Below are 25,682 nucleotides of genomic sequence, written 5' to 3'. Positions count from 1 at the left end.
TCTCCTTCACAGCAAAAATAGTGGAGGACGCCGGTTGCCCGGTATCCTCCCGTCAACTTCATAATCGGATAAAAACCGACTTCAAACATCCAGGTTACTTCACTTCATCAAGGAGCGACAAAATTAATTTCACGGCCTCAGCCCTTGTTGCATTGGCATGAGGAGCGAAAATATGGTTGTCCCGTCCATTAATAATCCCTTTCTTGGAGGCTGCGGCTACATGAGCATAAGCCCAATCCGGAATTTGCTCCGCATCGGCGAATGCTGCAGTAGCTTCTTCGTCAAGCGGAAGATCCAATGCACGGGCAATGATGACCGCGATTTCCGAACGGCTGATGCTGCGCTCAGGTCTGAACGTATGATCCTCGTAGCTTGTGATAAGGCCTGCGGCTACCGCTTTCTCCAGATGGGATTTCGCCCAATCCGGAACCTTGTCCAGATCGGCAAAATTCAGTTCTCCACCCTTGTCCAGTTGAAGTGCGCGGGAAATGAGAACTGTAAACTCGGCACGGCTGATTTCGCCATCAGGACGGAACGTTCCATCCTCATATCCATTGACAATGCCAAGCCCTGCTGCGCGTTCAATGAGTGCTTGGGCCCAGTGATTCTCGATATCTTTCAGTACTTGAACCGTTGGTTTCGACTCCGGAGTTTGGCCTTCCGCAGTCGTTTGGCCGCCGGTCAGCTGTGCGTCGTCACTCACCTTTTGAACGTTTTTCGCATCAAATGAAATTTCGGCCTGGATCTCATCCGAATTGATTTTTGCCGAAATTTTTAATTTGGATGACAAATCTTTAATCTCGAATTGAACATCGCGCGTATTATTCTTCTGATCTTCAGCAATCACCTTTACATCGGTCCATGCGCCGTTAAGCTCTGTTTTTAAAGAGCCGATTTCATTGCTTTGTTTCAACCTGACCGAGACAACCTTTTTGTTTCCGGAAACCGTCAATAATGCCGGTGTCACGACATAATTCTGAAGAATTGATTTTTGATCCGTGCCCACATTATGGATTGCATAATTTACGGAGTATTTCCCGTCCTGAAGCGTGCTGATCACCGCAGCGCCTCCTGAAGAGCCTCCTACTGGGTAGATGATTCCGCTATCATTGCTTCCAGAGTCAACCGGTGCGATGGGCTCGTCCGGCGTAGGTGTGATCACACTAACGCTTGTTACCGGCTCAATGGCACCAAACCCGACTTTGATGGTTGCATCCTGGCCGTCTTTCACTACACCGAATGCATAGGTGGCCGTCAAATCATCCGCTGCTTCAAATTGAACGCTTTGACCTGCAGGTTCATCGGCAAGCACCCGAACAAGCCCCGAAGCTTTAGCCGAATACGTTGGCGTGATGACTTTATTGGTCGTACCGTCGGCATTAAGCAGCAAAATTTCATAAAGCGTTACTCCGCTCTTCAATTTCACTGTTGCTAGTTTTTTGCCGTTTTGTACGTTAAGTCTGCTTTCCACGATGTAATCTATGACCGGAGGCGCTGCCGGATCATCCGATCTTGGGGCGAGGCTGACATGGTACTGGCCGTCTTTCACCGGTTTAGTCAAGTCCAATTGGATCTTGCCGTATCCGATTTGTACATCGTAATTTACTTCTTGTGCATCGGAAGTCAGAAGCTTGACAAGACCATATTGCTTATTGATCGACAAATCCTGTACTTCGAATTTGATGTTTTTGGTATCCGCCGTATCGTCTTTGCTGACCACTTCCGCTTCGGTCAAGGCTGAAGTTGAGTTCAGCTTCGTCTGGAAGGAGCTCACTTCCTTAGCCCGATTCAATGTGAACGATACGTACTTTTTACCGCCTTCAACGAGCAATTTGCCGCTGCTCGCATCAACGTAGTCCTGAACGGCCGATAGCTGCTCCGTCCCTGCTGTGAAAATATTGAACTGCAATGAATACTCTCCATCGGGCAGTTGGGTAACGGCATCTTTATACTGCGCAGAGCTGAACAATTTTACGGCTGCCTGCAATGTTTTTACCGCTTCATCCACTTGCGCTTGCGTTGCTTGGGTATTCGCAGCCACAGCTTTTACCGCATCGAGCGATTTTTTAAATTTATTTTTGGCGCCGGCCAAATATTGACCTAACGCCGTTCCCTCGACTGCGGCATCATACTTGGCTTGAGCGTCGGCGATGGCGGCATTTAATACGGTTTTGTCTACTGTCACCGGTCCGCCGGTATTAACAGAGTTAACGAACGCCGTTACCGCTGCTTGCAGCGCGTTATGCGCTTCGTTCACCTGCTGCTGTGTGGCCGCCGAGTCGGCAGCTACCGCTTGTGCTGCAGTAATCGCCGTTAGCAGCTTGGCTTTCGAACCTGCAGGATACTGCCCAACTTGCGTTCCTTCCACTGCCGCCGCATGTTTCGCTTGGGCGTCGGCAATCAATGTGTTTAATGCGGTTTTGTTGACCGGATCGGGAATGGCCGGCAAATCGCTGAATCCGATCTGAACCTCGTACTCATGATCGTAAATGCCGATCGGAGGCCCTAAATCCCAATAAATTTTTACCCATCCGTCAACTTTTTTCGTTAAATCCTCCACTTCGAATTCAACCGTTCTTTGGTTAGCTGCTGCATCGGTATTTATTGTAATGGTTTCGATTAACGGCGAGTCCGCGTTTAACTTTGTTTTGAAGCTTACAATTTCTTTACTTTGATTTAGGGTGAACGACACATATTTTTTGCCGTCTCTTAGCGTTAATTTGCCGCTTGTTTTATCTACATAGTCGTACATAACCGATGGTTCATTGGTATTCACTTTGTAGATCGTGAAACCGATAGGATATTGGCCGGGACTGGAAATCACAGACGCCTTGAACGTATTTAATGCTTGCTGCAGCGCCAGCAGCGCTGCGGCTGTCTGTTCCGGCGTGCCCGTTACTCGTGCTGCTTCGGCACCGGCAGCATCGATTGCGCTCTGAAGAGCAGCCTTGGCCGCTTCCGGGTATTGGCCCGGCTGTGTACCTGCCACCGCCGCCCGATGTACTGCAGTCGCATTGGCAATAGCCTGGGACAGCGCAGTATTGTCTACATTGTTAAAGTTCAAACGAATGTCATGGGTACTCTCATAACCTTGCGCCGGCACGACCACACGCACCTTCGCATCAAGAAGCTCCTGCAAATGATCAATCTTGAATTTAACGACCCTTGTATTCGCTGCTGTATCCTCGCTCACCAAAGCGGCTTCCACAAATTCGCCGTTTTGCTTAACTTTGAATTCCGGTATGCGTGAGCTGTCCTTAATGGTTACAGATGCATAGACAGCGCCATCCTCTTCTGTAGTCACGACCGCCGGCTTCACGAAGTAGTTATCCATGGAAGAGAAAGCGTCCTTCGTTGCATGAACGGCCGAGAAATAGACCGTACGCGCAGCCGTTGCCTGGAATGCTTCCACTGCCGTTTGCAAAGCGGTCGCAGCCGCAGCGATTTGCGGTCTTGGAGCGGCAAGGTTGCTTCCGGTAACTTCGGCAAGCTCAATGGCTTGCAGCAGCTTTGCTTTGGAGCCTGCACTATATTGTCCTGGCGCCGTACCTTCCACAGCCGTATGATAGATCTGCTTGGCGGCATCAATGGAGGCGTTTAATGCGTCAAGCTGCTCCGCATTGTAGCTGATAAAGACGGTTTTGGTAACACCGTTGACCGTGTACCGCAGCCCCGACAATCCCCTCCATTTGGAATCATCAGCAGTTTGATATCTGATGCTCACCTGGTACGTTTTATTGTGCTCGTCCGAGCTGTTCCGCACCGGAACTCCACTGAGGCTGAACGAGGTTGGAGTATAGTATCCTGCCGAATTGGGATTGGTTCGTTTGACATCCAATTCGCCTTCAGGATTGACAAAAGTAATGTTAGCGTAGGCTTGGTAATAAGGCGCTTCCGCTTGATGGAGTATGGTCGCCGTTGGCTTGAACTCATTGGCATAAACGGAGTAAGTAGTGGTTACGGTATCCGTATCCAGAACCATAATTCTCACTGTCGAAGCCAGAAACTGTCTTTTCTCGATATCTTTAAATCCGACTCGGAGCGAATCACCGTTATACAACAAATTATATTGATTGGCCACATCTTCCGGAGAAGCATTGGGGTCAGCTACAACATTCGATGCCTCTGCAAGTCTGTTTACAAAGCTGCTGACTGTGGGATAGGCATATTCTTTATCAGATATGGCAAAGGTAGTTGAACCGCCCGGACCGCCCTCAGCTGTTCCGCCTTCCTTGGCTGTTTCCGTAAATAACCTTATTTGTTCTATTAATTCAATTAAACTTGTCTTGTTAACGACAATACGCAAAGATTGATAATGATTTAATGCTTCGTTTAAAATATCGTAGGCTGCCTTCAACAGCACCTGGTTGCCCCCGGCACTCGCTGCGATGCTTTCCGTTGTTGTGATGCTGTTATATAATGCCGTTTTGGATCCGACAGGATAGAAACCATCGCCCGTTCCTTCGTAAGTGCTTTCATAAACGGAACGTGCCACTGTAACCAGATTATTAAACATTTCTAAAGTAACTGGTGTACTGTCACCGCCACTTCCGCCGTCTCCACCGTCTCCACCGTCTCCGCCGGTTCCGGGAAGACCGCTTATATCCAATTCCAAACCGACATTATACCAATAGTTATAAGGCTGCGGTAATTGATAGATATTATCCTTATCGTGAATATGCATTAAAATATCTTGTATCTTCCCGATTTCCGCTATTTCGATCTGGACAATCACATGATTGCCGTCATCGGTCAACCGGGTCGCAACCGGTTGATAGCCCTCAATGCCAATAATAACCGGTTCCTGACCTGCGGTTTCTTGAATGACAGCCTTATCCCTGCCAGCCATACGCGAACCGAAATATTCAAATAAAGCATAGTTTTCCTTCGAAATCTCATTCTCGAATTTCGCCTTTCCGTTCTGCACAATTAATTTCCCTGTGCCCGGAACCATGTATGAATTGGATACCGAGGTTTGCGTAGGGTTTTTATCCTGAACATACCGGAATTCGATCGGGTATACCCCGTCGGGCACGGTAGCCGGACTTTCTTCCGCCGATGCCGGCCCTATATGTATGGCAGACAGAAACAATACGAAGGTAAGAATCATCGCCACAGTTTTCCTAAATTGATTAGCCAATTGAATTACTCTCCTTAAACATTCGGTGTTTGCATAACAAGCGAAGAATGGCTCCGGTAACGGCAAGCCATTCTTCACTCCTTACATGATTAGCAGTTGCCTTTAGCCGGCTAACTGCGGATTATAATAGCCATTCGATGAACAAATCCAGGTCTCCGCTATGAGGCCCAGCATTCACACCAAGTTTAACAGGCAGATTCGTATCAAAGTCATTCACATCAAATGTGAAATAAATATAGCTGCCTGATACCGTACCGGGAATTGTATCATAGAGACCTGTGGCGGCATTATAGACCTTCAAGCCGTAGACGTAAGCACTATCGTAATGAACAGTCACTGTCGATCCGGAAATCACCGCATCATAAGTGAAAGCAGTCGCATGTGGAGAGTAATTCCCGTTTGCATCCAAAAATTGATAGTTCGTAGCCGCAGCAAAAGCAGGTAATGCCAACACAATGGTGAGCATGAACACCAGCATCAGCATGGAGAACGTTTTTTTCACCGATAATTTCATCTTGGAATACACTCCCTTAGTTTGGTTTTGTACTTTCAACTTGACGACTGCTTAGGCCTAAAGCATTTCTTGAAGCAGGAATGCCTGCCGCAGAAAAAAATAAGTAAAAATGATAATCATTATCAGTAATAATGCAAAAAAATTACTGACAGGCGTCCGATGAAAGCAATGAGCCAATCAGACTAAGCTTTAGAAATGAGACCGGACTTCATTCCTCCTTTCCCGCTTGCTTGAAATTGATGCCACAGTACAAAGGAAGTATATAGATAATGACAACGATAATCATTATCAATCATGTTGTAAAAAAAAACCTGTGGCAGAGGTACATAAATCTTCAGGCCGTGTACCTCATTTTGCAGATTATCGATAACGTGTACATCGTTCATCGATACCAAAATTTTATACTCGAATTCTAAATTATGTCAATCCCTATTTCCAACTATTAAATTTTTTAATAGATGAATCCATTTTATAGTTGGACTACAATCCTCCCCAAATCGGCGGCTTCATCAAGCGCACGTTTATTCGGGGTGCAACATAAGATATCCCATCAGTCAAGTGCCTATTTTAAAATGAAGGGAAGAAAAAAAAGTGTCGGTTTCATATATGGACTATACTTCGCCATCCGTTCAATTTTCGTTTGATTTAAACAACAATCTTTTTTTTAAAAAGGATAATCGGAATTATATTAACGGTCTTTCCATCCACCAGCTTAACACATTAGGAAATGTATCCCTGCTGGACATTTATCTTAGTACGGGAAACGTCATCGAGCCCCATATCCATCAAAATGCCTCAGAATTGGTCTATTGTATTTCAGGCGCCGCTGTTGTCTCCTTGATTAACCCTTTTACCAAAGAGCTTCTCCATTTTCCCATCCAGCCGGGCCAGGTCGCCAGTGTGCCCCAGGGATGGTGGCATTATGAGATAGCCTCGGCCGACAACACTCATTTATTGGCCATTTTCGATGCGCCAATTCCGGAGTTCATAGGTGCTTCCGATCTCTTGCGATTAACGCCGGCGAATGTATTTGCTCATACGTATTGCCTCAATGAGGCAAAAGTGAAGGATGCATTGGCACCTATTACAAAAACCGTTGTTATCGGACCACCCAGCGATTGCATGTCAGATCAGGTCCAAAGCCAAGCTGCGGCCAATCCGGCCAACACGAATCAGACATACTACAACCGGGCATATGGCTACCCGCAGCTTCAACATGATGCATACTGGCAGCAGCAGCCCGTTATCGGCAATGGATGGGGATACTATCATAACGGTCTCTGAATGATTGCGCATTAACGAAAAAAAACGGGATCTGCCGCATCCCCGGGAAATGTCGATTTCATTTGTTGTTGTCAAGCAGGGAAACGACGCAAGCTGCCGAACAGGGCGGCTTTTTTTTTGCGTGACTGGTAATTTACCGCAAGCGGAGTGTGGATTAGATGAACTATTTACAGAAAAATAAGACAAATGTAGAAAAATAGACTGCATCGCCAAAAATCATGACCGGAGGCTCATCTACGCGGCGGACAAAAATGGCATTTTACTCTTCACGTAACTTACTCATATCCATATACAACGCATTCCATCGATGTCCATCCAAATCAAACCGCAGCCGTACATCCAGCCTTGATGCTCTGCGGGTTCACTAAAGATCATACCGCCTGCCTCTACCGCCCTCTTTGCGATTTCATCAACTTCTCCCCTGCTCTCCGCATCAATGGAAAACAATACTTCGGAAGATTGCTTTGGATCTGCAATTTCATTCCCTGTAAAATTTTTAAATACAGGCTCCGGAAAAAGCACGATGAGAACACGATTCTCACCAATGACTAATTCCGCTTGATTACTGCTATGTTGCTGCTGGGATTGCTGACTTGGAGAACAACGAGAATTCCAAGTTCCTTATCCGGATGCAGATGAATCATTTCTTCCTAGTGATCCAGGCACCCCAAGCCAAGCATAGACTGAACCCTCACTATAGAGTTGCTTACGTGTAATTGGAGGACACCACGCAAGGCGTAACTTTTGGGTTATGCCTGGTATGGTGCCCTTTTTGATGCACCAGAGAGGAGGTGATGCCAATGGCTCAGAGCAGTCTTGTCTACAACATTGAACTCAGCAAGATATACATCCAACAACGACTGGCCGAATCGATTGCAGAAAATCTTCGCAGACAATTCAACTTTGATGTAGCCTCCTATGTTCAACTCTGCAAAGACGTTCTGCTCGAAGCCGGCCTAGATGCTGAGTTCATCCGTGACCTGATGTGGAATGTAATCAACGATGCATATGTACTTCATTTAGAATATTTACGCACGGGTATTTACACATACCACAATGCTTCAGGTCAGCATCCGTATTTGCTCGTGTTCAAGCAGGCACAGGATTTAAGTGCGCTGATTCGATTCTCGACACGGAAAACATTGTAAATTGTTCCATGATTGGGGATATTTCAAGCTTTGCACAAAGCTTGAAATCAAGCCCGCAGACTTTTTAAAAAGAAAATAAAAGCGAAACGGTAAGAGAATGACCTTATCGTTTCGCTCTTTTATAAGGAATCTGCCTTCCGAAAGAATAGGTTCGAAACTAGTGTGTCATCGTAACCATACCGAAACATACGTATCTTAAGTAATATTACATAACATAAATTTGATTTTTATAATTTTTCCCAAAATCTAATCTTTTATGGTATTATATATAACATATAAAGATAGAAAATATCATTTGTGAGGGGTGGGTACATGTTTGATTGGTTAGGTTTTAAAAAGGGGTTTCCGCTTTGGCGCTCTTATCGTTTGAATCACGACTTGAAAATGGACGTGGAAGAAATTTTTGAAGGAATCGCCGAGACAAGAATGAACGTCCTCATGTCTTGGACGGAGGATTATTGGCGGCATCTGGATCGTCTCCTCGATCTGATGAGGTCTGCTGCTGACGGCGCTTCGCTGTTTAGCGGACAGCCATCCGCGGTTTGGGATCGTTTGTTTGCCGACTGCTACAATCGGGGAACCGATTTCACAGAACTGTTCTTGTTGGACGACAAGCGCAGCGTCGTGTACTCGACTTTTCCGCAGCATATCGGGAAAACCTATGCGGAGCAGGAAGCGTTCTGTCCCGGTATAAGCTATTCCGCTTCGGCCGAAGAAGGCAGGAAGTGCCTGTTCGGGCCGTATGCAGACAAGCTGACGCTCCAGATCGGCCCGAGATCGTCCTCCTTCCACGACAAAATGACGCTTTTATTCATACAGCCCGTCGTGGAGGACGGACGCTGGCGCGGGGCGGTTTGCGGCAGAGTGCCGAACGATGTGATCGGGGACTTGATCCAGCGGGAATCCGGTCACGTTTACCCGGATTCGGGGGACAATTACATATTTATGGCGAAGCCTGAGCTGAATAAGCACATCGCGCCGGGTACGGCGCTGTCCAGAAGCCGGTTCGAGGACCGCACGTTTACCCACGGCGAAAACTTGAAGGACGGTGTGACGACCGAATGGGGCGTTGTCAGCGTGAAGGAGCATACTGAGCTGGAGCTGGTATTCACCGATCCGGCTACCGGACAGCTGCACCCGGGCGTCGCCAATACCATACGCAACGGCAGCAACCTTTTTGTGGAATTTCCGGGATATTCCGATTATCGTCACATTCCCGTCATTGGCAAGGGAGTGACGTTCCGGCTCCCGCACTGCCCGGATCTGTGGGGAATGATGTGCGAGGGCGATTTGGAAGAGGTGTACCGGATCCGCAGCATAAGCTGGCGGCATTTCAAGCTCCACGCGTTGTTGGCCGTTTGTTTCGCATTCATAGCCGGGTTTCTGATCTATTTCATCGCCGCCCGGGCTCCTCTCTGGATAACCGGCACGATGGCGGCCTTTTTCCAGCTGCTGTTCGCTTTAACGGCCGCCCGGATGCTTCACAGGAAAGAGACAAGGAACGTTGTCGATCGTCTGCGCGCCATCAACCGGTTCATCCGCATCAATGCGGAAGGTAAAGGGGATTTGACACAGCGTCTAAAACCGAATGAGTTCGAAAACGATGAGACCCGTGAGCTGGCCAAATGGATCAACAATATGATCGATTCGCTGGAAAGCATTATGCTCCGGGTCAAATCTGCAGCGAATGACGTGTTGACCAGCCAGCACGTATTAAACAAATCCGCAGGCATCACAGCCGACTCGACCGAGCGGGTAAGCCTCAATGTACAGGAAATGATCCGCAGCATACGAAGCCAGCTCAAAGACATCGATATCGCCAAGGACGTTGCGGGGGAAATGCGGCTGCAACTTCGTCAGATGGAGATGGAAGCCGCGAGGCAAATTGCGACGGCCCAGAGTGAAGTCGAGCGGATCGGGGACAAGATGCACCACATCTCCTCCAAAGTACAGGAAACCAACGAATCGATCCGGACGTTCATGCATACGGCCGAGCAAATCCGCAGCGTGCTGATTGCCATTGAAGAAATATCCGCACAAACGCATCTGCTGGCGCTTAATGCCTCTATCGAGGCGGCGCGCGTGGGCGAACACGGCCGGGGCTTCGCCGTAGTGGCGTCGGAGATCCGCACGCTGGCGGAAATGACGAAAAAATCGACCGGGGAAGTGCATGAAATTATACAGCACATTTATCAGGATGCGCAGCGGGCGTATCAATCGATGGACGAAGGCACACAGGTGGTCAAGGAAGGCAATGAGCTGGTTGCCGCCGCTTCCGGAATGCTGACCGCCGCTACGGCGGAGGATGAGCGGAAATCCCAGGTGGTCGACGAAGTCGTAACGCTGATGGAGAAGATTGCGGCCGTCAGCATCGAGAACCGCAGCATTTCAACCGAAGTCGAGTCGAAGGTGCAGGAGCTGATGAGCGAAATCATGAGCGTCCGCCAAACCTCGCAAAGCGTGGAGGCGATTACCGTCCTGCTGCAGCAGCTCGTAGGCCAATTCAAGCTGAGTGAATCCCGGGTCCGCTGACCCGAATCGAAGAATACCTATAACCAGGAAAGCAGCGTCTAATTCAAAAACGAAGAAAACCGACCTTTTTGGATCGGTTTTCTTCGTTTATGTAGCCAAGGGAGATCGAACCCCTCCGAAATAGCTGCCGGTGGAAAGGAGAATTGGAGTTTTGTATGTAAGGGAAAGAACAGAGGAAAACTTTGTGGATCAAAGCTTTTTGAGTTTTTGTTTCTATGTTCGAGTGTGCCGCGGGGCTCAGAAAAGAAATGAGCCAAAAACAGCTGGCACTTACGTCTGGCTTATACACTTCATATCTTGGACAAATTAAGTTCGGCGGGAGGAAGATACCGATCAGAATTTATGCAGCGCTTGATTGTTAAGCTTTTCGGCTGATTGCGATACTTTTTGAGTAGCCGTACCGATTTCCTCAATGACTATGACGAGGGAGCGGAGATCCTGCGCGTTCGCTTGCAATTCCTGAATGTTATGATTCATGGATTCGAAGGCGGCTTTGCTTTTTCCAAAAAATGATGTTCAAAATCGGTAAGCTGGGGAAAATGAAGCTTCTTTTTAATCCACATATGGGTCACTCCTAATTATGTAAAGAATGATTACGGATGTTCTAAAAATCTTGAAGCTATTTTTGCCGGCAAAGGTCTACTTATCAAATGACCCTGCATCATATCGCATCTCAAATGTTTCAGACATTCCAACTGTCTTACCGTTTCCACGCCTTCAGCGATCACTTTCAATCCCATACCGTGCGCCATATTGATCATGGCCTGCGTGATCACGGCGTCTCTCTCATCCACGTTGATATCCTTTATAAAACATTTGTCAATTTTCAAAATATCGATGGGAAAGTGTTTCAAATAATTGAGAGCGGAATACCCTTTTCCAAAATCGTCAATCGCCACACGAACTCCGATCTTCTTCAGGTCATTGAGGGTGCAAAGTATAGAATCGATTGGTGGATACTGATACTTTCCGTGATTTCAAATACTAAACAATCTTGCGGAATCACACCCGTACGCGTTACCGAAATCGGCCCGGTTAAACCGCCATCGGAGGCGCTACGCTCCAAATGGCTGGATAAAGTAAAGCGGGCTCGGGTCAAAGTTAGCTTAATAGTACTACATTCCGCGATAGATAATAAATAATCGACTGTGAATCTGTCATCGACTCAATCCGTGATGTCCCACTCTGGATTCCACACCACTTCCCATAAATGCCCATCCGGATCTAGGAAGTGGCCGGAATATCCTCCCCAGAAGGTATCATGCGCAGGGTCCGTAATAATGGCTCCTGCGTTTTGGGCTTGTTCCATGATCTTATCCACTTCTTCTTTACTGCCTACATTGTGACCAATCGTCATTTCGGTAGAACTCGGCGGTGTCAGGGGGACCTTTGCCTCATGGGAAAGATCGATGCGATTCCAGATAGCCAATTTTACACCAGCTTGCAAGTCGAAAAAGGCAACCGCTCCATGTTCGAACTCTTTGCCTATGATGCCTTGTGTCGGCAGCCCCAGTCCGTCACGATAGAAGGTCAAAGACCTTTCCAAATCGTCTACGCCTAATGTGAGAACAGAAATGCGTGGTTTCATCATAAATACCTCCTCAAATCGATTTATTTTTGCTTACCTGAATGATAGCATATTTAACTTTGTGATCTTGTAAAAAACGGACAAAGTTATTGACCAGGAGCCAGACCGTAAAAGCGCTTGAAATGATGTATAAAATGGGATTGATCATAGTATCTGTATTTTAAAGCTATAATGGAAAGAGTGGTTTTATAACAAAAAGACAAAGGTGCCGTTATTAAGCGGTGCCTTTGTCTTATAAGAATATCTATGGAGGGTTCTCAGGGATGATTTTTTATGGGATAAAAGACTGCTGCGATTGTACGTTTGCATTCGTCCGTCCCGCTTCTGTCGCTTGCGGAACTTCCACCAGACGCCCCGTCTTTACATCATAAGTATAGCCGTAAAGGAGTGATTTAGGGCCTAAAAGCTTCACTCATTGTACAAAATGACTTTCAACGCTTTTTCTTTGGCTGCATTGCCAAATACTTCATATGCTTTTATAATATCTTGCAGTGGAAAACGGTGTGTAATCAGCTCTGCCGGTTTAATCTTATCAGACTGAACAGTTTTCAATAACATCGGCGTCGTAGACGTGCTCACCAATCCGGTTGTAATCGTTACATTTCGAATCCACAAATCCTCCAAATGTAATTCGACAGGCTTTCCATGGACTCCAACGTTGGCAAGTCGTCCACCTGGCTTGAGAATACGTTGACATATATCAAAAGTTACCGGGTATCCAACAGCCTCAATGGCAACATCGACCCCTTTCCCATTCGTCAAGGCCAGTACGTTTTCAATTACGTTACCTTTAGAACTGTTTACCGTTTTAGATGCCCCGAATTTTTTGGCTAACTCCAATCGGTGTTCATCAAGGTCGATCATGATGATCTCTGCAGGTGAATAAAGCTGAGCTGTCAGAAGTGAGGACATTCCGACCGGACCTGCCCCGACGATGGCCACGACATTGCCTGGCTCCACTTTCCCGTTGATCACACCGATTTCAAAAGCAGTTGGCAAAATATCACTTAACATGACCAATGCTTCTTCATCGCTCCCATCAGGAATATGATACATGCTCGTATCTGCATAAGGAATGCGAACATATTCGGCCTGAGTGCCATCGATCAAATGACCTAGTATCCATCCTCCGTCTTCACAATGAGCATACATCTGTTTTTTGCAATAATCACAGCGACCACAAGCAGTTACACACGATAGCAACACATTGTCTCCCGGTTTGAAACGGTTCACTGCTGAACCGACTTCCTCCACAATGCCCACACCTTCATGACCAAGTATACGACCAGCGGTCACGGCAGGTACATCCCCGCTTAAAATATGCAAATCCGTACCGCAAATCGTTGTTTTCGTGATTTTTACGATCGCGTCGGTCGCTTTTTCAATCTTTGGCTTTTCTTTATCTGTCCACTCCTTCTTTTGCGGTCCAAGGTAAACAAGTGCTTTCATACGTATGCCCCCTGATAATTTCTAGTGTTGGTGAGAAGTCTGATCAAGATAACTTACCGTTTAAGCTTCATTCATCGCCGCTAAAAAGTTTTTCCTAATTAAGAAAAAGTATTCATCATCAGCTTTTATCCGGACACACTATGCCATTCAACAGCAACGCGACGATAATTGTTATTTCTGTCCAACGCTTCTGGATTTTTCTGTTCGGGAAGTTGCTCGAACAGGTACATCAAGTACTTGAACGGGTTAAACTGGTTCTCTTTTGCCGTTACGATCACGCTGTAGATGATCGCGCTGCTCTTCGCCCCACGCGGCGTGTTCGCAAACAACCCATTCCCATGTGGTCGCCGGAGTAGCGTCTACGTGCAGGTAGCCGCTGAATCCCCTCAGACAGTTCCGGGAATGCTCACCGCCGCGCGTCGGCCGATAGTCGTACAGAAGGCGGCCCCATGCGGGCAAACTGCTACTCTTGCCGATACAGCGGCTGACTGTCCACATCCATTACACTTGCTTATATACCGGACTAGCGGCAACGACGCTATGCGTCAACACCTTGCCGTACTGCGCCGCATCCGGCGAATTTACCCCTTAGCCTCGGCATGCTGTGGACGAGCCAACCAAATTAGTCTTTACGATTTACATTACTAAAACCATTTATTTAACTTGTATAACGATTTCAGTATATAACTCTTTATTTTGATTAGTTGAAGTTTGAGTAAATAATGCACGAACTCCTATGGTGTATTCACCTGGATTTAACTTCCATGCCTTTCTTGTTTGTTGAAGAAATTGTTCAGGACTTGACATTTTACTCTTTTGGAAATTAAATGATTCAGAAAGATATAATGGAGGTTTTGAAGTATATTCATTATTGGGACTAAATGTTTCTTCCAGCAAAACGGTTCTTATACCCATCTCCTCATAATTACCATTGCTATCTTTTATTGAATAAATAAGCAAGGGGTCGCCATGGGTGATCGTTATTTCGTCTTCCCCTATATATCTTAATGTTCCCCACATATTAATAGGTTCTTTACTATCGTAAATCTTTTTTTCGGAATTTAGTAAAAGGTGAAAGTTTTCATCTTTTATTAAGGAAGTTACTTCTGATTTTAATGGATCGGTATTTTGATATTCTATATCTATATTATTAGTGGAACTGTCATAATCTACTTTACCATTTGTCTTTTCTACAATAAAACGTAATGGTAAATAAGCATCGCCATTGTAATTTAAAATCGGTTTATACAAATTTTCAACACGTTCTCCATTAATAGATAAAGATACAGGGAATAAAAGAGCCTGAATAGAATCAGACGAATATGCTATTGATGAAAATAAAAAACTTAATACTAATCCTGGTATAACTATCTTTTTTTTTTCATAAATCCAACCTCCAAATTTTATTTTCACCTATATTATATAATATAGTTTTTAAAATACCAATAAATGGATGTTTTTGGTGTATGAATGTAAAAAAAGTAATTTCCCCTTAAAGTTCAGTTTTACAATACTAAATATACTTACTCCCAATTGAAAGAAAAACTATGTCTTACTGTATTCATCAATAAGTTGAATGGGAGGGATTTCCTGAACAATAGAAAAATCAAAATTGCGTATATATGTCTCCAACTCTACAGTGAGGTTTACATGGCTCTTCTTGCTGATACCAGTCTTGCATTGCAATACTTATCCCAATTCTGTATCAAATCTTCGGCTATTGTGTGAGGATTATTTCCGCCACCATGCGGCAACCCGCGCGCTGGATTTATATAATCTTTTAATTTGGGACCGATCCCCTGAGATGCAACAATATTGTACTTTTGAGGGATAGGGTAATCGCCAATAAAAGTGGTAGTAACAGTAATTTATCAATAGGAGGGATCGGAGTGCCAAAAAGGATCTCGCCATTTTGAGGACGAGCGGGTCTTGATATTTCAATGAGTTCCATCTTGTTCCTCCTAATGGAAATTAATCAAACATTCCAAAATTCCGACGTTTTCATTGTTTTTCCTGCAAAAAGTACTAATTCTTTTAGCCCTATTTAACGCTAACTACAATGTTTTGCTGAACGTAAGAAGGAACTAGAAAATAGGATTAATGTCCCTAATGTTGACTACAAATAGCGATAAAAAGTTAAATGGATTGTACATTTTCGAGCAAATCAAAAGCCCGACCATATGAGGTCGAGCTTTTATAGTGGAGGGTCGAACCCCTAACCATATTCGCTCCACTAAAGTATATGGTTTAGGTGTCCCGTCATTTATCAACACGATATATTGATACTACGCATTCTACATGTGTCGGTACAAAACAAATCAAAATAAAAAACGGCATCTCTGCCGTTTGAATTTAAGGTGTATGGAGAATAGGGGGATCGAACCCCTGACCTCATCGCTGCCAGCGATGCGCTCTCCCAGCTGAGCTAATTCCCCAGGAATTTTCGGTTAAGGAAATATCAAGAATGAAGTTGTTCCACTTTTGAGCGGCGTCTTCGCTCGGCCCGAACTCCCAACTGAGCCGTGACCCCATAAATTACGAAACCATTGCGATGATAATCTGTCCGTTTTTATGAGAAGATAATGTACCAGACAACATCGTTTTCCCGGCTGCGCTGAGGCCCCCTGATGTTGTTATCATTTTGTTCTCCAGCGGCGACAAAATTAAAGATAGCACATCGGGATGGGGCTTGTCAACATTTTTATTAAAATTAATTTACGCTGCCGTTCCCGCCAACATGGTGCTTGGAGAGCAATTCATTCAGCTCCTTCATAAACATATTAATGTCTTTAAATTGTCTGTAAACGGAGGCAAAACGAATGTAGGCTACTTCATCAACGGGATACAATTCGGACATGACGATCTCGCCGATTTCGCGGCTGTCTACTTCCGCCTGGGCGGTATTGCGGATCTGCCTTTCGACCTCGGAGACGATCATTTCCAATCTTTCTACGGATACCGGTCGTTTCTCACAAGCGCGGATAAGCCCGCGGAGCATTTTCTCCCGGCTGAATTCCTCACGGCTGCCGTCTTTTTTAATGACGATCAACGGCGTTTCTTCCACCATTTCAAACGTAGTGAACCGCTTCTGGCACTTCTCGCACTCCCGGCGGCGTCTTATCGATTTATTCTCGTTTGCGGAACGCGAGTCCAACACTTTGGTGCCGGGATAATCGCAATATGGGCATTTCATCGGCCTTTCTCCTTTCCATAATTCCCAACAGCTCCCTGACATGAGATTCGTGTAAACGCACATAATAGGTTTACCAACGACAAGGAGGTGAACAGACATGGGTGCAGGTCAATCCCGCAGCAGCAATGTATTGGTAGTACCACAAGCAAATGCCGCTCTGGATCAATTGAAATACGAAGTAGCTCAGGAACTGGGTATTGCCATTCCTCAAGATGGCTATTACGGTAATATGGCTACTCGTGATACTGGTGCGATCGGTGGTCACATTACGCGCCGCCTGGTGCAAATCGCCGAGCAGCAAATCGCTGGTCAATTCAAATAATAACACGTTTTGAAGCATACGAGAAGAAGCAGTCCGGACAAACTCCCCATAAGGAGAGCTTGTCCGGCGCTTCTTTATTGCTATAAGCCAAAATATTAACGGATTCCCCAATCCTCCGCATAGGTTTTGTAATACTTGTCATAATAATACGTGACACGCTGCACATAACGCTTGGTCTCGCCATAAGGAATCTGATCCGTATTGTCGAGCGTTCCATCCCATCTTCCCTCCAGCAGCCAACGGCTCACTATACCGTGTCCTGCGTTGTAGCCGGCAAGGACGGCAAACGTATTGCCGTTAAACTGCTTAAACATCCAGTTCAAATACCATGAACCGAGTTCAATGCTGACGGCCGGATCATCCAAGCGGTTTTTGAATTCACCCGGAAAAGGAGCCTTCTCTATAATCCATTCCGATGTATCCGGCATCAATTGCATAAGACCGTGCGCACCTTTACTGGAAGTCGCGTCAGGCTTATAGTTGGTTTCTACCCGGATAACGGCAGCGATGAGCAAAGGGTCAAGCTGATACTTCTCTGCGCTTTGGCGAATTTCCTCTTCATAATGGATCGGATACAACATACGTCCCAATACACTCGTGCCCAGAAACAAAAATAGCAAAAAAGTCAACAGAAGCAGGGCGAAGACTCGCTTTTTGCGCAAAAAGCTCATGACAGTCCCCTCTCCGACCAAAATTGTTCAATCTGCTGTTCTGTTTCTTCTATCGTGCCCGAATTATCGATAACGATATCGGCCAGTTCTTTTTTCTTCTCGATCGGCATTTGCGCATCCAGCCGTTTGTTCGCCTGTTCCTCGGTTAACCCGTCCCGCTTCATCAGACGTTCCATTTGGACGTGCCGTGGCACATAGACGACCATCACCTCGCTGTACATCGCCTGCAGATGGGATTCGTACAAAAGCGGCACATCTACGACGACCAGCTTGTCCGGATGCTGTGTCTCGTATGCCTCCATCCGCTCGCGCATAGCCGCCCGAATCGGCGGATGAAGCAAAGCTTCGAGATCCTTGAGCGCAGCCGTATTCCCGAAGACGCGCTCCCCGAGTTTTTTCCGGTCCAGGGAACCGTCCTCCAGCAGCAGATCGGCTCCGAATCTTTCGATAACTTGAGTAAGGGCGGGGGTGCCTGGCTCTACCACTTCCCTGGCAATGCGGTCCGCATCGATCAACAGCGCGCCGCGGCGGACAAGCATGGAAGCGACAGTGCTTTTGCCGCAGGCAATGCCCCCGGTTAATCCGATGTTCAATGGGTTTCCCCCTAAATCAAAATAATGATCACAACAATTTCATAATGCCCATGAAGATCAGAAGAAATCCGGGTAAAACGGAAAGCTTGCGAATCCATTTCAGCTCAGCATACCGGAAGCCGATCTGCAGGCCAAGCCCGAGAAACGTCCCGCTGGCCAGTGCAATAACGGCAGCGGTAAGCCACGGCGTGAATCCGAGCAGTGCCGCCCCGATGCCCGCGCCGAACGCATCCAGCGACAATGCGGCGCCCAGCAGTACGGCTTCGTAAGCCGAAATGATCCCTGACCGGTCCACATCGGCAATGGACGGGGTGCGCAGGATTTGAATGACGAGCCCCAGCCTTTTCAGTTCGATATACCATATGGCTTTGGCCCCTGCAGACCCGGACTCCATTTCCCCGGGCGTTTTTGCCGCCTCCGTTTTTCCCTCTTCCTCCTTTTTATCTGAAAACATCTGATATATCGCCCATACGCCAATGCCCATCAGAATAAAAGCTCCGACGTATCTGGCGACCGCCGGGTCAATCAATTGACTCATCAGCACGCCGACCTGCATGGACATGTAAATAATAAAGCCGGAACAAAATGAAATAATAGCAATGGACATAGGCGGAATGCGGATTTTACGAAGCCCGTACATCACGCCGACTCCGAAACCGTCCAGACTAACGGCAAACGCCAGAAGCATCAATGAGACGACAGGCAGCATGCCCTTCCCTCCCTAACCAGATCGACTTTACTTCTTACTATATGGAAGGTCTGGGCGGAGGGTGCATGTCAGGCATTCTTCCCATGGTCCGCGTACTTTAGCGTTTTAAAGCCCCTTTGCTTCTCCTGCGTTTTAGAGGCTGGCACTTGGGGCAATAATGGGTCCCTCGTCCCCCTATAACCATTTTTTCGATTTTATGCCCGCAATGGAAACAAGGTTCGTCTTTTCGGCCGTACATTTTGAACTGATGCTGAAACATACCGATTTCGCCCTGGCCGTTCACATAGGACTTGATGGTAGAGCCGCCTGCAGCCACTGCCTCCTTCAAGGTCCTCACAACCGCCTCATACAGCTTGGCCAGCTCATGCCGGCTTAAGCTTCTGGCCTCCCTTTCGGGATGAATGCCAGCCAGAAACAACGATTCGTCTACATAGATATTCCCGATCCCTACAATATATTCCTGATTCAACAGCAGCGGCTTGATTTTGGTCGGACGCGACCCGATCCGGTCCCGGAAAGCCTCGAATGTAAATGCTTCGTCCAAAGGCTCCAGCCCCAGCTTCTTCAGCGGGGCTTCCTGCAAATCCTGATCCTTCGGGTAAAGATGCATTGTCCCGAACTGGCGCACATCCTTATATCTCAGCTCGGTACCGTCTGTAAAATAAAACACGACATGGGTATGCCGTTCCTCTGGCTCCCCGCTGCGATACACACCGTACCTGCCTTCCATGCGAAGATGCGAGACCAGCGTATAATGGTCGAACATAAACCGCAAAAACTTGCCTCTGCGTTCGACGGACTGAATGGTTTCCCCGCTGAGCAGCAGTTGAAATCTCTCAATGTCCTCCGGATACTGAATGATTCGCGGCAGCTTAACCGAAACCCGTTCCACCGTCTTGCCGATCACCAGTTGATTCAGCGTCCTTCGGACCGTTTCTACCTCTGGCAGCTCCGGCATGCTGTCTTCCCTCCTTGCAGATTACTTCGCCTCGTACCAGTTAGCCCCGTCATCTACATCCACCTTCAGCGGCACGTCGAGCTCAATTGCGTTTTCCATCACTTCGGCAACCGTCTTTTTCATGACCTCCAGCTCATCCTCAGGCACCTCGAGCACCAATTCGTCATGCACCTGAAGCAGCAGTCTGCTCCGTACTCCCTCTTCTTTCATCCGCTTGTCCAGCTGCACCATAGCCAGCTTAATGATATCCGCCGCGGTGCCCTGGATCGGCGTATTCATCGCGGTCCGCTCGGCAAACGAACGGAGATTGAAATTGGAGGCCTTGATTTCCGGCAAATACCGGCGGCGGTGAAGAAGGGTCGTAACGAAACCATCCTCGCGGGCTTTCTTGACAATATCGTCCATATATCGGCGAACCCCCTGGAAGACGGCAAAATATTGCTCGATAAACTTCGCCGCATCCTTGCGGGTGATATTCAAATTTTGTGACAAACCGTAATCGCTGATGCCGTAAACGATGCCGAAGTTCACGGCCTTCGCCTGACGGCGCATGTTCGAATCGACACTATCCTCCGGTACGCCGAATACATCCATCGCTGTTTTCGTATGAATGTCCATGTTCTGCCGGAACGCTTCGATCAGCTTCTCGTCCTGGGAAATATGGGCGAGCACACGCAGCTCGATCTGCGAATAGTCGGCGGTCAGAATACGCCAGCCGGGCTCCGAGGGCTTGAACACCTTGCGGATTTTACGCCCTTCCTCCAGGCGGATCGGAATATTTTGCAGATTCGGATATTGACTGCTTAGACGGCCTGTCGCCGCAATCGTCTGTTTATAATAAGTGTGCACTTTCCCGGTGTCCGGACGCACCTCTTTCAGCAAGCCCTCCACATAGGTGGACTGGAGCTTGGACAGCGTCCGGTAATGGAGTATATGTCCGACCAACGGATGATAAGGCTCGAGCTTTTCGAGCACTTCAGCGTCGGTGGAATAGCCCGTTTTCGTTTTCTTGATCACCGGCAGCTGAAGCTTCTCAAATAAGATTTCTCCAAGCTGTTTTGGAGAATTAATGTTAAACTCCATCCCCGCCTCGTCATAAATGGACTGCATGATCTTCTCAAGCTGTTTGCCCAGCTCGGCACCGTAAGCTTGGAGCTCCTCCACATCCACTTTAATCCCTTTGCGTTCCATCGAGGCAAGCACCAGCGCCAAAGGAAGCTCCAGCTCGTGAAACAGCTCATTCATCCCGCTGGCCTCCAGCTCGGCTTGCAATGCCCTGGCCAGCTCCATTACCGCCAATGCCTTACGGCTCATCAAGCTTAACAGAACATCCGCCTCCGGAAGCTTGAATTTGGCGCCTTTGCCGAAAACGTCCTCATCGGCGGGGATGGCAGTCAAGCCATACCGGGCGGTGAGTCCGTGTAAAGTCAGCGCAGATTCCGTCGGATCGAGCAAATAACCGGCAAGCAGCACATCAAAGCTGACCCCCCGCAGCTCCAGCCCCTGCCAAAAGAGAGCCACCAGCGCGCGGTGCAGATCGTAGACGGCGACGGACTTTTTCTCGTCTGCCAGCCATGCGCGCACACGCTCAGCCTCTTCAGCCTCCTGTTTAAGGAGCTCAAACGGCAAATAATAGCCGATCGGATCCGTCCCGGAGTCCGACTCGGTATAAAAGGACAAGCCGAGCACTTCCCCCGTATGCGGATTATCCCCTATGACCTCGACATGCAGCGCCCGAACGCCGGGCAGCGCTTCGACCAGCTCTCCCAGCCTGTCCGGCGTCACCTGAACCGACTGAATCCTGGCCTCGGCCTTGGCCTCGGCTTCAGCGTCCGCAGAAGCGGCTTGGTTTCCTCCGCCGGGCAGATTCAACCGCTCCAGCAGCGATTTAAATTCCAGCTTGCGGAACATGTCGCCCAAAACTTGTCCGTCATACCCGCCGTATGCCAGATCGTCCCAAGGAATCTCCACCGGAACCTCGCGGAAAATCGTCGCCAGCTCCTTGCTCATCCGCGCATCCTCCGCGTGAGCGGCGACCTTCTCGCCCAGCTTCCCCTTGATGCCCGCCGCGTTCTCAAGCACCTTCTCGACCGAGCCGTATTCGTGCAGCAGCTTCAGAGCCGTCTTCTCGCCCACACCCGGAATGCCGGGAATATTATCGCTGGCATCGCCCATGAGACCTTTAAGATCAATGATTTGAGCAGGCTTCAGCCCGTATTTTTCTTCGATATGGGCAGGATCGTACAGCTCCACCTCGCTGATCCCTTTGCGCGTCAGCGCGATCTTCACTTTGTCGGAAGCAAGCTGCAGCATGTCTTTGTCCCCGGTCACTACCAGGACTTCCATACCGTCCTGCTCGTCTGCGGTACGCGTCAGTGTGCCGATGATATCGTCGGCTTCATAGCCGTCCATTTGAAATTGGCGAATGCCAAACGATTCCAGCAGTTCCTTCAGCACAGGGAACTGTTCGGAAAGCTCAGGAGGCGTCTTTTCCCTTCCTCCTTTGTATTCTGCGTAGTCTTTATGTCGAAACGTCGTTTTCCCGGCATCGAATGCCACGAGAAAATGCGTCGGTTTTTGTTCTTCTATCAGCTTCAACAGCATCGTCGTAAAGCCGTAGACCGCATTCGTATGCAATCCCTTGGAATTGCTGAGCAGCGGCAGCGCAAAAAATGCGCGATACGCAATGCTGTTGCCATCGATCAAAATCAATTTGGACAAAGACTACACCCCATTTTCGTGAAACTATCTGCTTCTTACATGATAGCATAGGACGGCCATAGAAAAAAACCTTACCTTCCTTCCCGAAAAAAGGGTGTGTGTTCCTTCCTTGCCGCATAAAATGTACTAACTTTGATCCCTACCCGTCTGCACGAATGGCACGTTCAAAGCGTGAAAGGGAGATCGGAGGAACCGTCTATGAACGAAACGGTACGACTTATTGGCAAACGCGTTATTTTTTTCGATGTAAACCAAACGCTGGTGCAGCAAAATTTAAGCTTCGAGGATGGGTTTCGGCGTGTATGGGAAAATTTCACCGGCAGATGGTCCCGGGATGAAAAACCAAGTGCAGAGCAAGTATGGACCCAGTACATCACCAGGTGGCAGCAACGAAAAAAGTCCAGGATTACCTTCCAGCAGCTTGACGAGCTTCAGCAGCAGTGCTTGCAAGAAGCCATGGAAGCGATGGACATACCAGTATCCGGTGCTATGAAGCGCGGGTTCATTCAGGAAATCAGGCGGCTTCAGGTTGAAGCCAAAACCATGCCTCCGCATACTCGGGAGGTGCTCGAGCGTCTGTCTCGAAACTACCGGCTTGCCATTATCAGCAATAGCCCGCGTTCCGAGGTGCTGCTGATGCTGAAACGGTTCGATATCGGTACGTTCTTTCCTCCCGAGCATGTGTTTACTGCGCTAAAGCCGGCCGACAAGAAACCGGCTCCTTATCTATTCAAAAAAGCTCTAAAGACGATGCAGTTCTCCCCCAAACAAGCCGTGATGGTAGGCAATTCCTGGAGACACGATGTGTGCGGCGCGGTGAAAGCGGGTCTGGACGCCGTATGGCTGAGCACATCCGGCTCCGCAGCAGGTCCCGATGCCAAAGAAATAACCCAGCAGCGGCTGGGGAAGCGTAAAGTGTATTTGATCAAGCGGTTGGATCAATTGTCCGAATTATTTTCCTGAGCACGGTTCTTTGTGAACGGCATACCGACGCAATCGCAAACAACAACGCTGCCGCGGTGTGCCTTCGAACGCTTCTTCACCATGGCTGCCGTACGGGAAATTTGCTCCAGGCTTACACCCGCACCCGTATGGCAGATCACAAGAGATAGCGACAGAGTAACCCCTTCGCTCTCCAGGCGTCTGCCATGCCGGTCCTCGACATAAGTCCAGTCATCATAGTCATAGAATGCTTTGACCCCCAGATCAAAACGCCGAAGCATCTCTTCGCAAAGCTTTTCAGGGTCCTCGCTCCCGGTGATGGCGATAAAATCATCGCCCCCGATATGACCTACAAAATCATAAGGATGGCCGAGCAGGCCAATCACCTGTTGAATGCAATCGGCAGTAAACTGGATAAGCTGGTCCCCTCGGTGAAATCCGTACCGGTCGTTAAACCATTTAAAATAATCAATATCCCCGTAAATGACGGAGAACTTCTTGTGGTCGAGAAGCCGCTTGTTGATCTCCCGGTGAATTTGCATATTCCCGGGCAGACCGGTGAGCGGGTTAGCCACTTTCGCCCTTTCCATCTTTGCGGTAGTGATGCATTCCAGAATGGAACGTATGGAGGCCGTCCCCTTTACCCGGCCCCCGGATGTAATGATGACCAAATCATAAAAAGTCTGGAGATCGCGAGAGGTCGTATATTGGGATACTTGTTCTACCGGGGCTTGCTCATCTACGATGAGCGGTTGAGCGTCCATCAGCTGATCGATCGGCCGGTTCCAAAACAAAGAATAGCCGTATTGACCCGCCAACTGTTGAAACAGCCTGTCGCGCATGATCAAGCCGACCGGCGTTTGCCCGTTAACGATCACGGCACCCGCCGCATCCGTATGGTTCTTAAAATAATTCGCAACGATCGAAATGGGATCCCTGTAATCAAAAGTTTGACACGGCACACAAATGTCTCCGATGGTCCAGACACTGCTTGCCTCGACAATTTTACGATGCATCATAATATGATCAGTCAGCTCCGGGGGCAAAACAGCCTCCTCCGGCCCGGGATGCCCCAGCAGGTAGCCCTGCCCGTAATGTACCCCCATGCGGGTAAGCTTCATCAGTTCCTCGCGCGTTTCTATTCCTTCAGCAATCAAGTAAATGCCCAGCTTCTGCGCAAAAGTGAGCATCGTCTCAAGAATGTACTCTTTCGTTTTATTAAAGTGAAGGTTATGTACGAGAGATCGATCCATTTTAATAAAATCAGGCTGCAGCTCTGCGATCGCTTGAAGCGAAGAATAGCCTGCTCCGGCATCGTCAATCGCAATACGGTAGCCCTGCTGCCGGTAGTGGCCGAGAATTTGTTTGGCCGATTCAAAATCTTCAATGGAGCTCCGTTCTGTAATCTCAAAAACCACTTGGCCGGGAGATAGCCCCCGCTTTTCTAAAAGTTCCAGTGTTCTTCCGGGCACAAAATCCGGATCATTCAAAATTTCTGCCGATACATTGAGAAACAGGAGCTGCTCTTTCGTCTTTGTGAAAGCTCCCTCAATCGCCTTGGCTCTCGCCAGCCTATCCAAAGGATATAACAAGCCCTCCGCTTTGGCTGCAGCAAATAAGGAAATCGGCGAATGGAGCGAAGAGTGCTCCGGTCCCCGGGTCAGCGCCTCATATCCCATGACGATTCCCTCGCTTAACGAAACGATAGGCTGATAAACGGACTTGATGGTTTGGTTCCGTATAATATGCAGCAGCTCTGTACGCAGGTTTTCCCGATTTTCATTATCAAATCCGGGCATGGCGTCGATTGGCATGGGCATCCCTACTTATCCGGTTTCTTTATTCCTAAGATAGCATAGGAATTTCAACCCCATGTTAAATTCGGGCTATCGGAATGTTAAAATTTAGTACAGATGGA

At 48.0% G+C, this 25,682-nt stretch carries 18 protein-coding genes, 1 tRNA gene and 1 pseudogene; 5 read left to right on the top strand and 15 right to left on the bottom strand.

What is annotated here, in order from left to right; all coding sequences use genetic code 11:
- Positions 1 to 94: 94 nt before the first annotated feature.
- Both IJ22_RS02540 and IJ22_RS02535 read right to left on the bottom strand, forming a co-directional pair.
- A complete protein-coding gene (locus tag IJ22_RS02540) occupies positions 95 to 5,140 on the bottom strand; it encodes an NEAT domain-containing protein (protein ID WP_145862490.1) in 5,046 nt (1,681 codons plus the stop codon).
- A gap of 121 nt (positions 5,141 to 5,261) precedes the next feature.
- On the bottom strand, positions 5,262 to 5,654 hold the full coding sequence (locus tag IJ22_RS02535) for a hypothetical protein (protein ID WP_062407020.1): 393 nt from the start codon (positions 5,652 to 5,654) through the stop codon (positions 5,262 to 5,264).
- A 591-nt stretch (positions 5,655 to 6,245) separates the two neighbouring features.
- On the opposite strand from IJ22_RS02535, the gene IJ22_RS02530 reads away from it, so the two are divergent.
- The 3 genes from IJ22_RS02530 to IJ22_RS02515 all read left to right on the top strand — a co-directional run bounded on the left by IJ22_RS02530 (position 6,246) and on the right by IJ22_RS02515 (position 10,618).
- A complete protein-coding gene (locus IJ22_RS02530; protein WP_062407018.1) occupies positions 6,246 to 6,938 on the top strand; it encodes a cupin domain-containing protein in 693 nt (230 codons plus the stop codon).
- 800 nt (positions 6,939 to 7,738) lie between these two features.
- Positions 7,739 to 8,086, top strand: a complete 348-nt coding sequence (locus IJ22_RS02520; protein WP_054819727.1) for a hypothetical protein — start codon at positions 7,739 to 7,741, stop codon at positions 8,084 to 8,086.
- A 312-nt stretch (positions 8,087 to 8,398) separates the two neighbouring features.
- Positions 8,399 to 10,618 carry a methyl-accepting chemotaxis protein gene (locus IJ22_RS02515; RefSeq protein ID WP_062407014.1) on the top strand — a complete coding sequence of 740 codons (2,220 nt, stop codon included), beginning with the start codon at positions 8,399 to 8,401 and terminating at the stop codon, positions 10,616 to 10,618.
- 593 nt (positions 10,619 to 11,211) lie between these two features.
- On the opposite strand, the gene IJ22_RS02510 is transcribed toward IJ22_RS02515, so the two are convergent.
- The 7 genes and pseudogenes from IJ22_RS02510 to nrdR all read right to left on the bottom strand — a co-directional run bounded on the left by IJ22_RS02510 (position 11,212) and on the right by nrdR (position 16,848).
- A complete protein-coding gene (locus IJ22_RS02510) occupies positions 11,212 to 11,538 on the bottom strand; it encodes an EAL domain-containing protein (RefSeq protein WP_256380595.1) in 327 nt (108 codons plus the stop codon).
- A 245-nt stretch (positions 11,539 to 11,783) separates the two neighbouring features.
- Positions 11,784 to 12,206 (bottom strand): VOC family protein, encoded by a 423-nt coding sequence (locus IJ22_RS02505; protein WP_062407012.1) that lies wholly within the window; start codon positions 12,204 to 12,206, stop codon positions 11,784 to 11,786.
- A gap of 408 nt (positions 12,207 to 12,614) precedes the next feature.
- Positions 12,615 to 13,655, bottom strand: a complete 1,041-nt coding sequence (locus tag IJ22_RS02500) for a zinc-dependent alcohol dehydrogenase family protein (protein ID WP_062407010.1) — start codon at positions 13,653 to 13,655, stop codon at positions 12,615 to 12,617.
- A gap of 125 nt (positions 13,656 to 13,780) precedes the next feature.
- Positions 13,781 to 13,990 (bottom strand): annotated as a pseudogene (locus IJ22_RS25540) (transposase domain-containing protein); the annotation flags it as partial.
- 319 nt (positions 13,991 to 14,309) lie between these two features.
- Positions 14,310 to 15,068 carry a stalk domain-containing protein gene (locus IJ22_RS02495; protein WP_145862489.1) on the bottom strand — a complete coding sequence of 253 codons (759 nt, stop codon included), beginning with the start codon at positions 15,066 to 15,068 and terminating at the stop codon, positions 14,310 to 14,312.
- A 949-nt stretch (positions 15,069 to 16,017) separates the two neighbouring features.
- Positions 16,018 to 16,090: transfer RNA gene (locus tag IJ22_RS02490), tRNA-Ala, on the bottom strand.
- A gap of 275 nt (positions 16,091 to 16,365) precedes the next feature.
- Positions 16,366 to 16,848 carry a transcriptional regulator NrdR gene (gene nrdR / locus IJ22_RS02485; RefSeq protein ID WP_062407006.1) on the bottom strand — a complete coding sequence of 161 codons (483 nt, stop codon included), beginning with the start codon at positions 16,846 to 16,848 and terminating at the stop codon, positions 16,366 to 16,368.
- Positions 16,849 to 16,945: 97 nt separating this feature from the next.
- Here nrdR and IJ22_RS02480 point away from each other — a divergent pair, with 97 nt between their 5' ends.
- Positions 16,946 to 17,170, top strand: coding sequence for an alpha/beta-type small acid-soluble spore protein (locus tag IJ22_RS02480; RefSeq protein ID WP_054819156.1), 225 nt, complete (start codon positions 16,946 to 16,948; stop codon positions 17,168 to 17,170).
- Between the two features lie 95 nt (positions 17,171 to 17,265).
- On the opposite strand, the gene IJ22_RS02475 is transcribed toward IJ22_RS02480, so the two are convergent.
- The 5 genes from IJ22_RS02475 to polA all read right to left on the bottom strand — a co-directional run bounded on the left by IJ22_RS02475 (position 17,266) and on the right by polA (position 22,822).
- Positions 17,266 to 17,841 (bottom strand): lytic transglycosylase domain-containing protein, encoded by a 576-nt coding sequence (locus IJ22_RS02475; RefSeq protein ID WP_062407004.1) that lies wholly within the window; start codon positions 17,839 to 17,841, stop codon positions 17,266 to 17,268.
- Complete coding sequence (coaE, locus tag IJ22_RS02470; protein ID WP_062407002.1) at positions 17,838 to 18,434, bottom strand: dephospho-CoA kinase; 597 nt, start codon at positions 18,432 to 18,434, stop codon at positions 17,838 to 17,840. The genes IJ22_RS02475 and coaE overlap by 4 nt, the downstream gene beginning before the upstream one ends.
- Before the next feature lie 28 nt (positions 18,435 to 18,462).
- Positions 18,463 to 19,143 carry a sporulation membrane protein YtaF gene (gene ytaF, locus IJ22_RS02465; RefSeq protein ID WP_062407000.1) on the bottom strand — a complete coding sequence of 227 codons (681 nt, stop codon included), beginning with the start codon at positions 19,141 to 19,143 and terminating at the stop codon, positions 18,463 to 18,465.
- A 97-nt stretch (positions 19,144 to 19,240) separates the two neighbouring features.
- A complete protein-coding gene (gene mutM / locus IJ22_RS02460) occupies positions 19,241 to 20,101 on the bottom strand; it encodes a DNA-formamidopyrimidine glycosylase (RefSeq protein ID WP_062406998.1) in 861 nt (286 codons plus the stop codon).
- Between the two features lie 21 nt (positions 20,102 to 20,122).
- The gene (polA, locus tag IJ22_RS02455; RefSeq protein WP_062406996.1) at positions 20,123 to 22,822 is read right to left on the bottom strand and encodes a DNA polymerase I; all 2,700 of its coding nucleotides are present in this window, start codon (positions 22,820 to 22,822) and stop codon (positions 20,123 to 20,125) included.
- A 198-nt stretch (positions 22,823 to 23,020) separates the two neighbouring features.
- Between polA and IJ22_RS02450 the strand changes: the two genes are divergently transcribed.
- Positions 23,021 to 23,785, top strand: coding sequence for an HAD family hydrolase (locus IJ22_RS02450; RefSeq protein ID WP_062406994.1), 765 nt, complete (start codon positions 23,021 to 23,023; stop codon positions 23,783 to 23,785).
- Here IJ22_RS02450 and IJ22_RS02445 read toward each other — a convergent pair.
- On the bottom strand, positions 23,761 to 25,584 hold the full coding sequence (locus IJ22_RS02445; RefSeq protein WP_082660630.1) for a GGDEF domain-containing protein: 1,824 nt from the start codon (positions 25,582 to 25,584) through the stop codon (positions 23,761 to 23,763). The two genes, IJ22_RS02450 and IJ22_RS02445, sit on opposite strands and share 25 nt — an antisense overlap.
- Positions 25,585 to 25,682 lie beyond the last annotated feature (98 nt).

It is taken from the genome of Paenibacillus naphthalenovorans, assembly GCF_001465255.1.
GTDB lineage: Bacteria > Bacillota > Bacilli > Paenibacillales > NBRC-103111 > Paenibacillus_G > Paenibacillus_G naphthalenovorans.
Note: the sequence above shows the minus strand (reverse complement) of the source record. Positions and strands in the feature narration are given on the sequence as shown.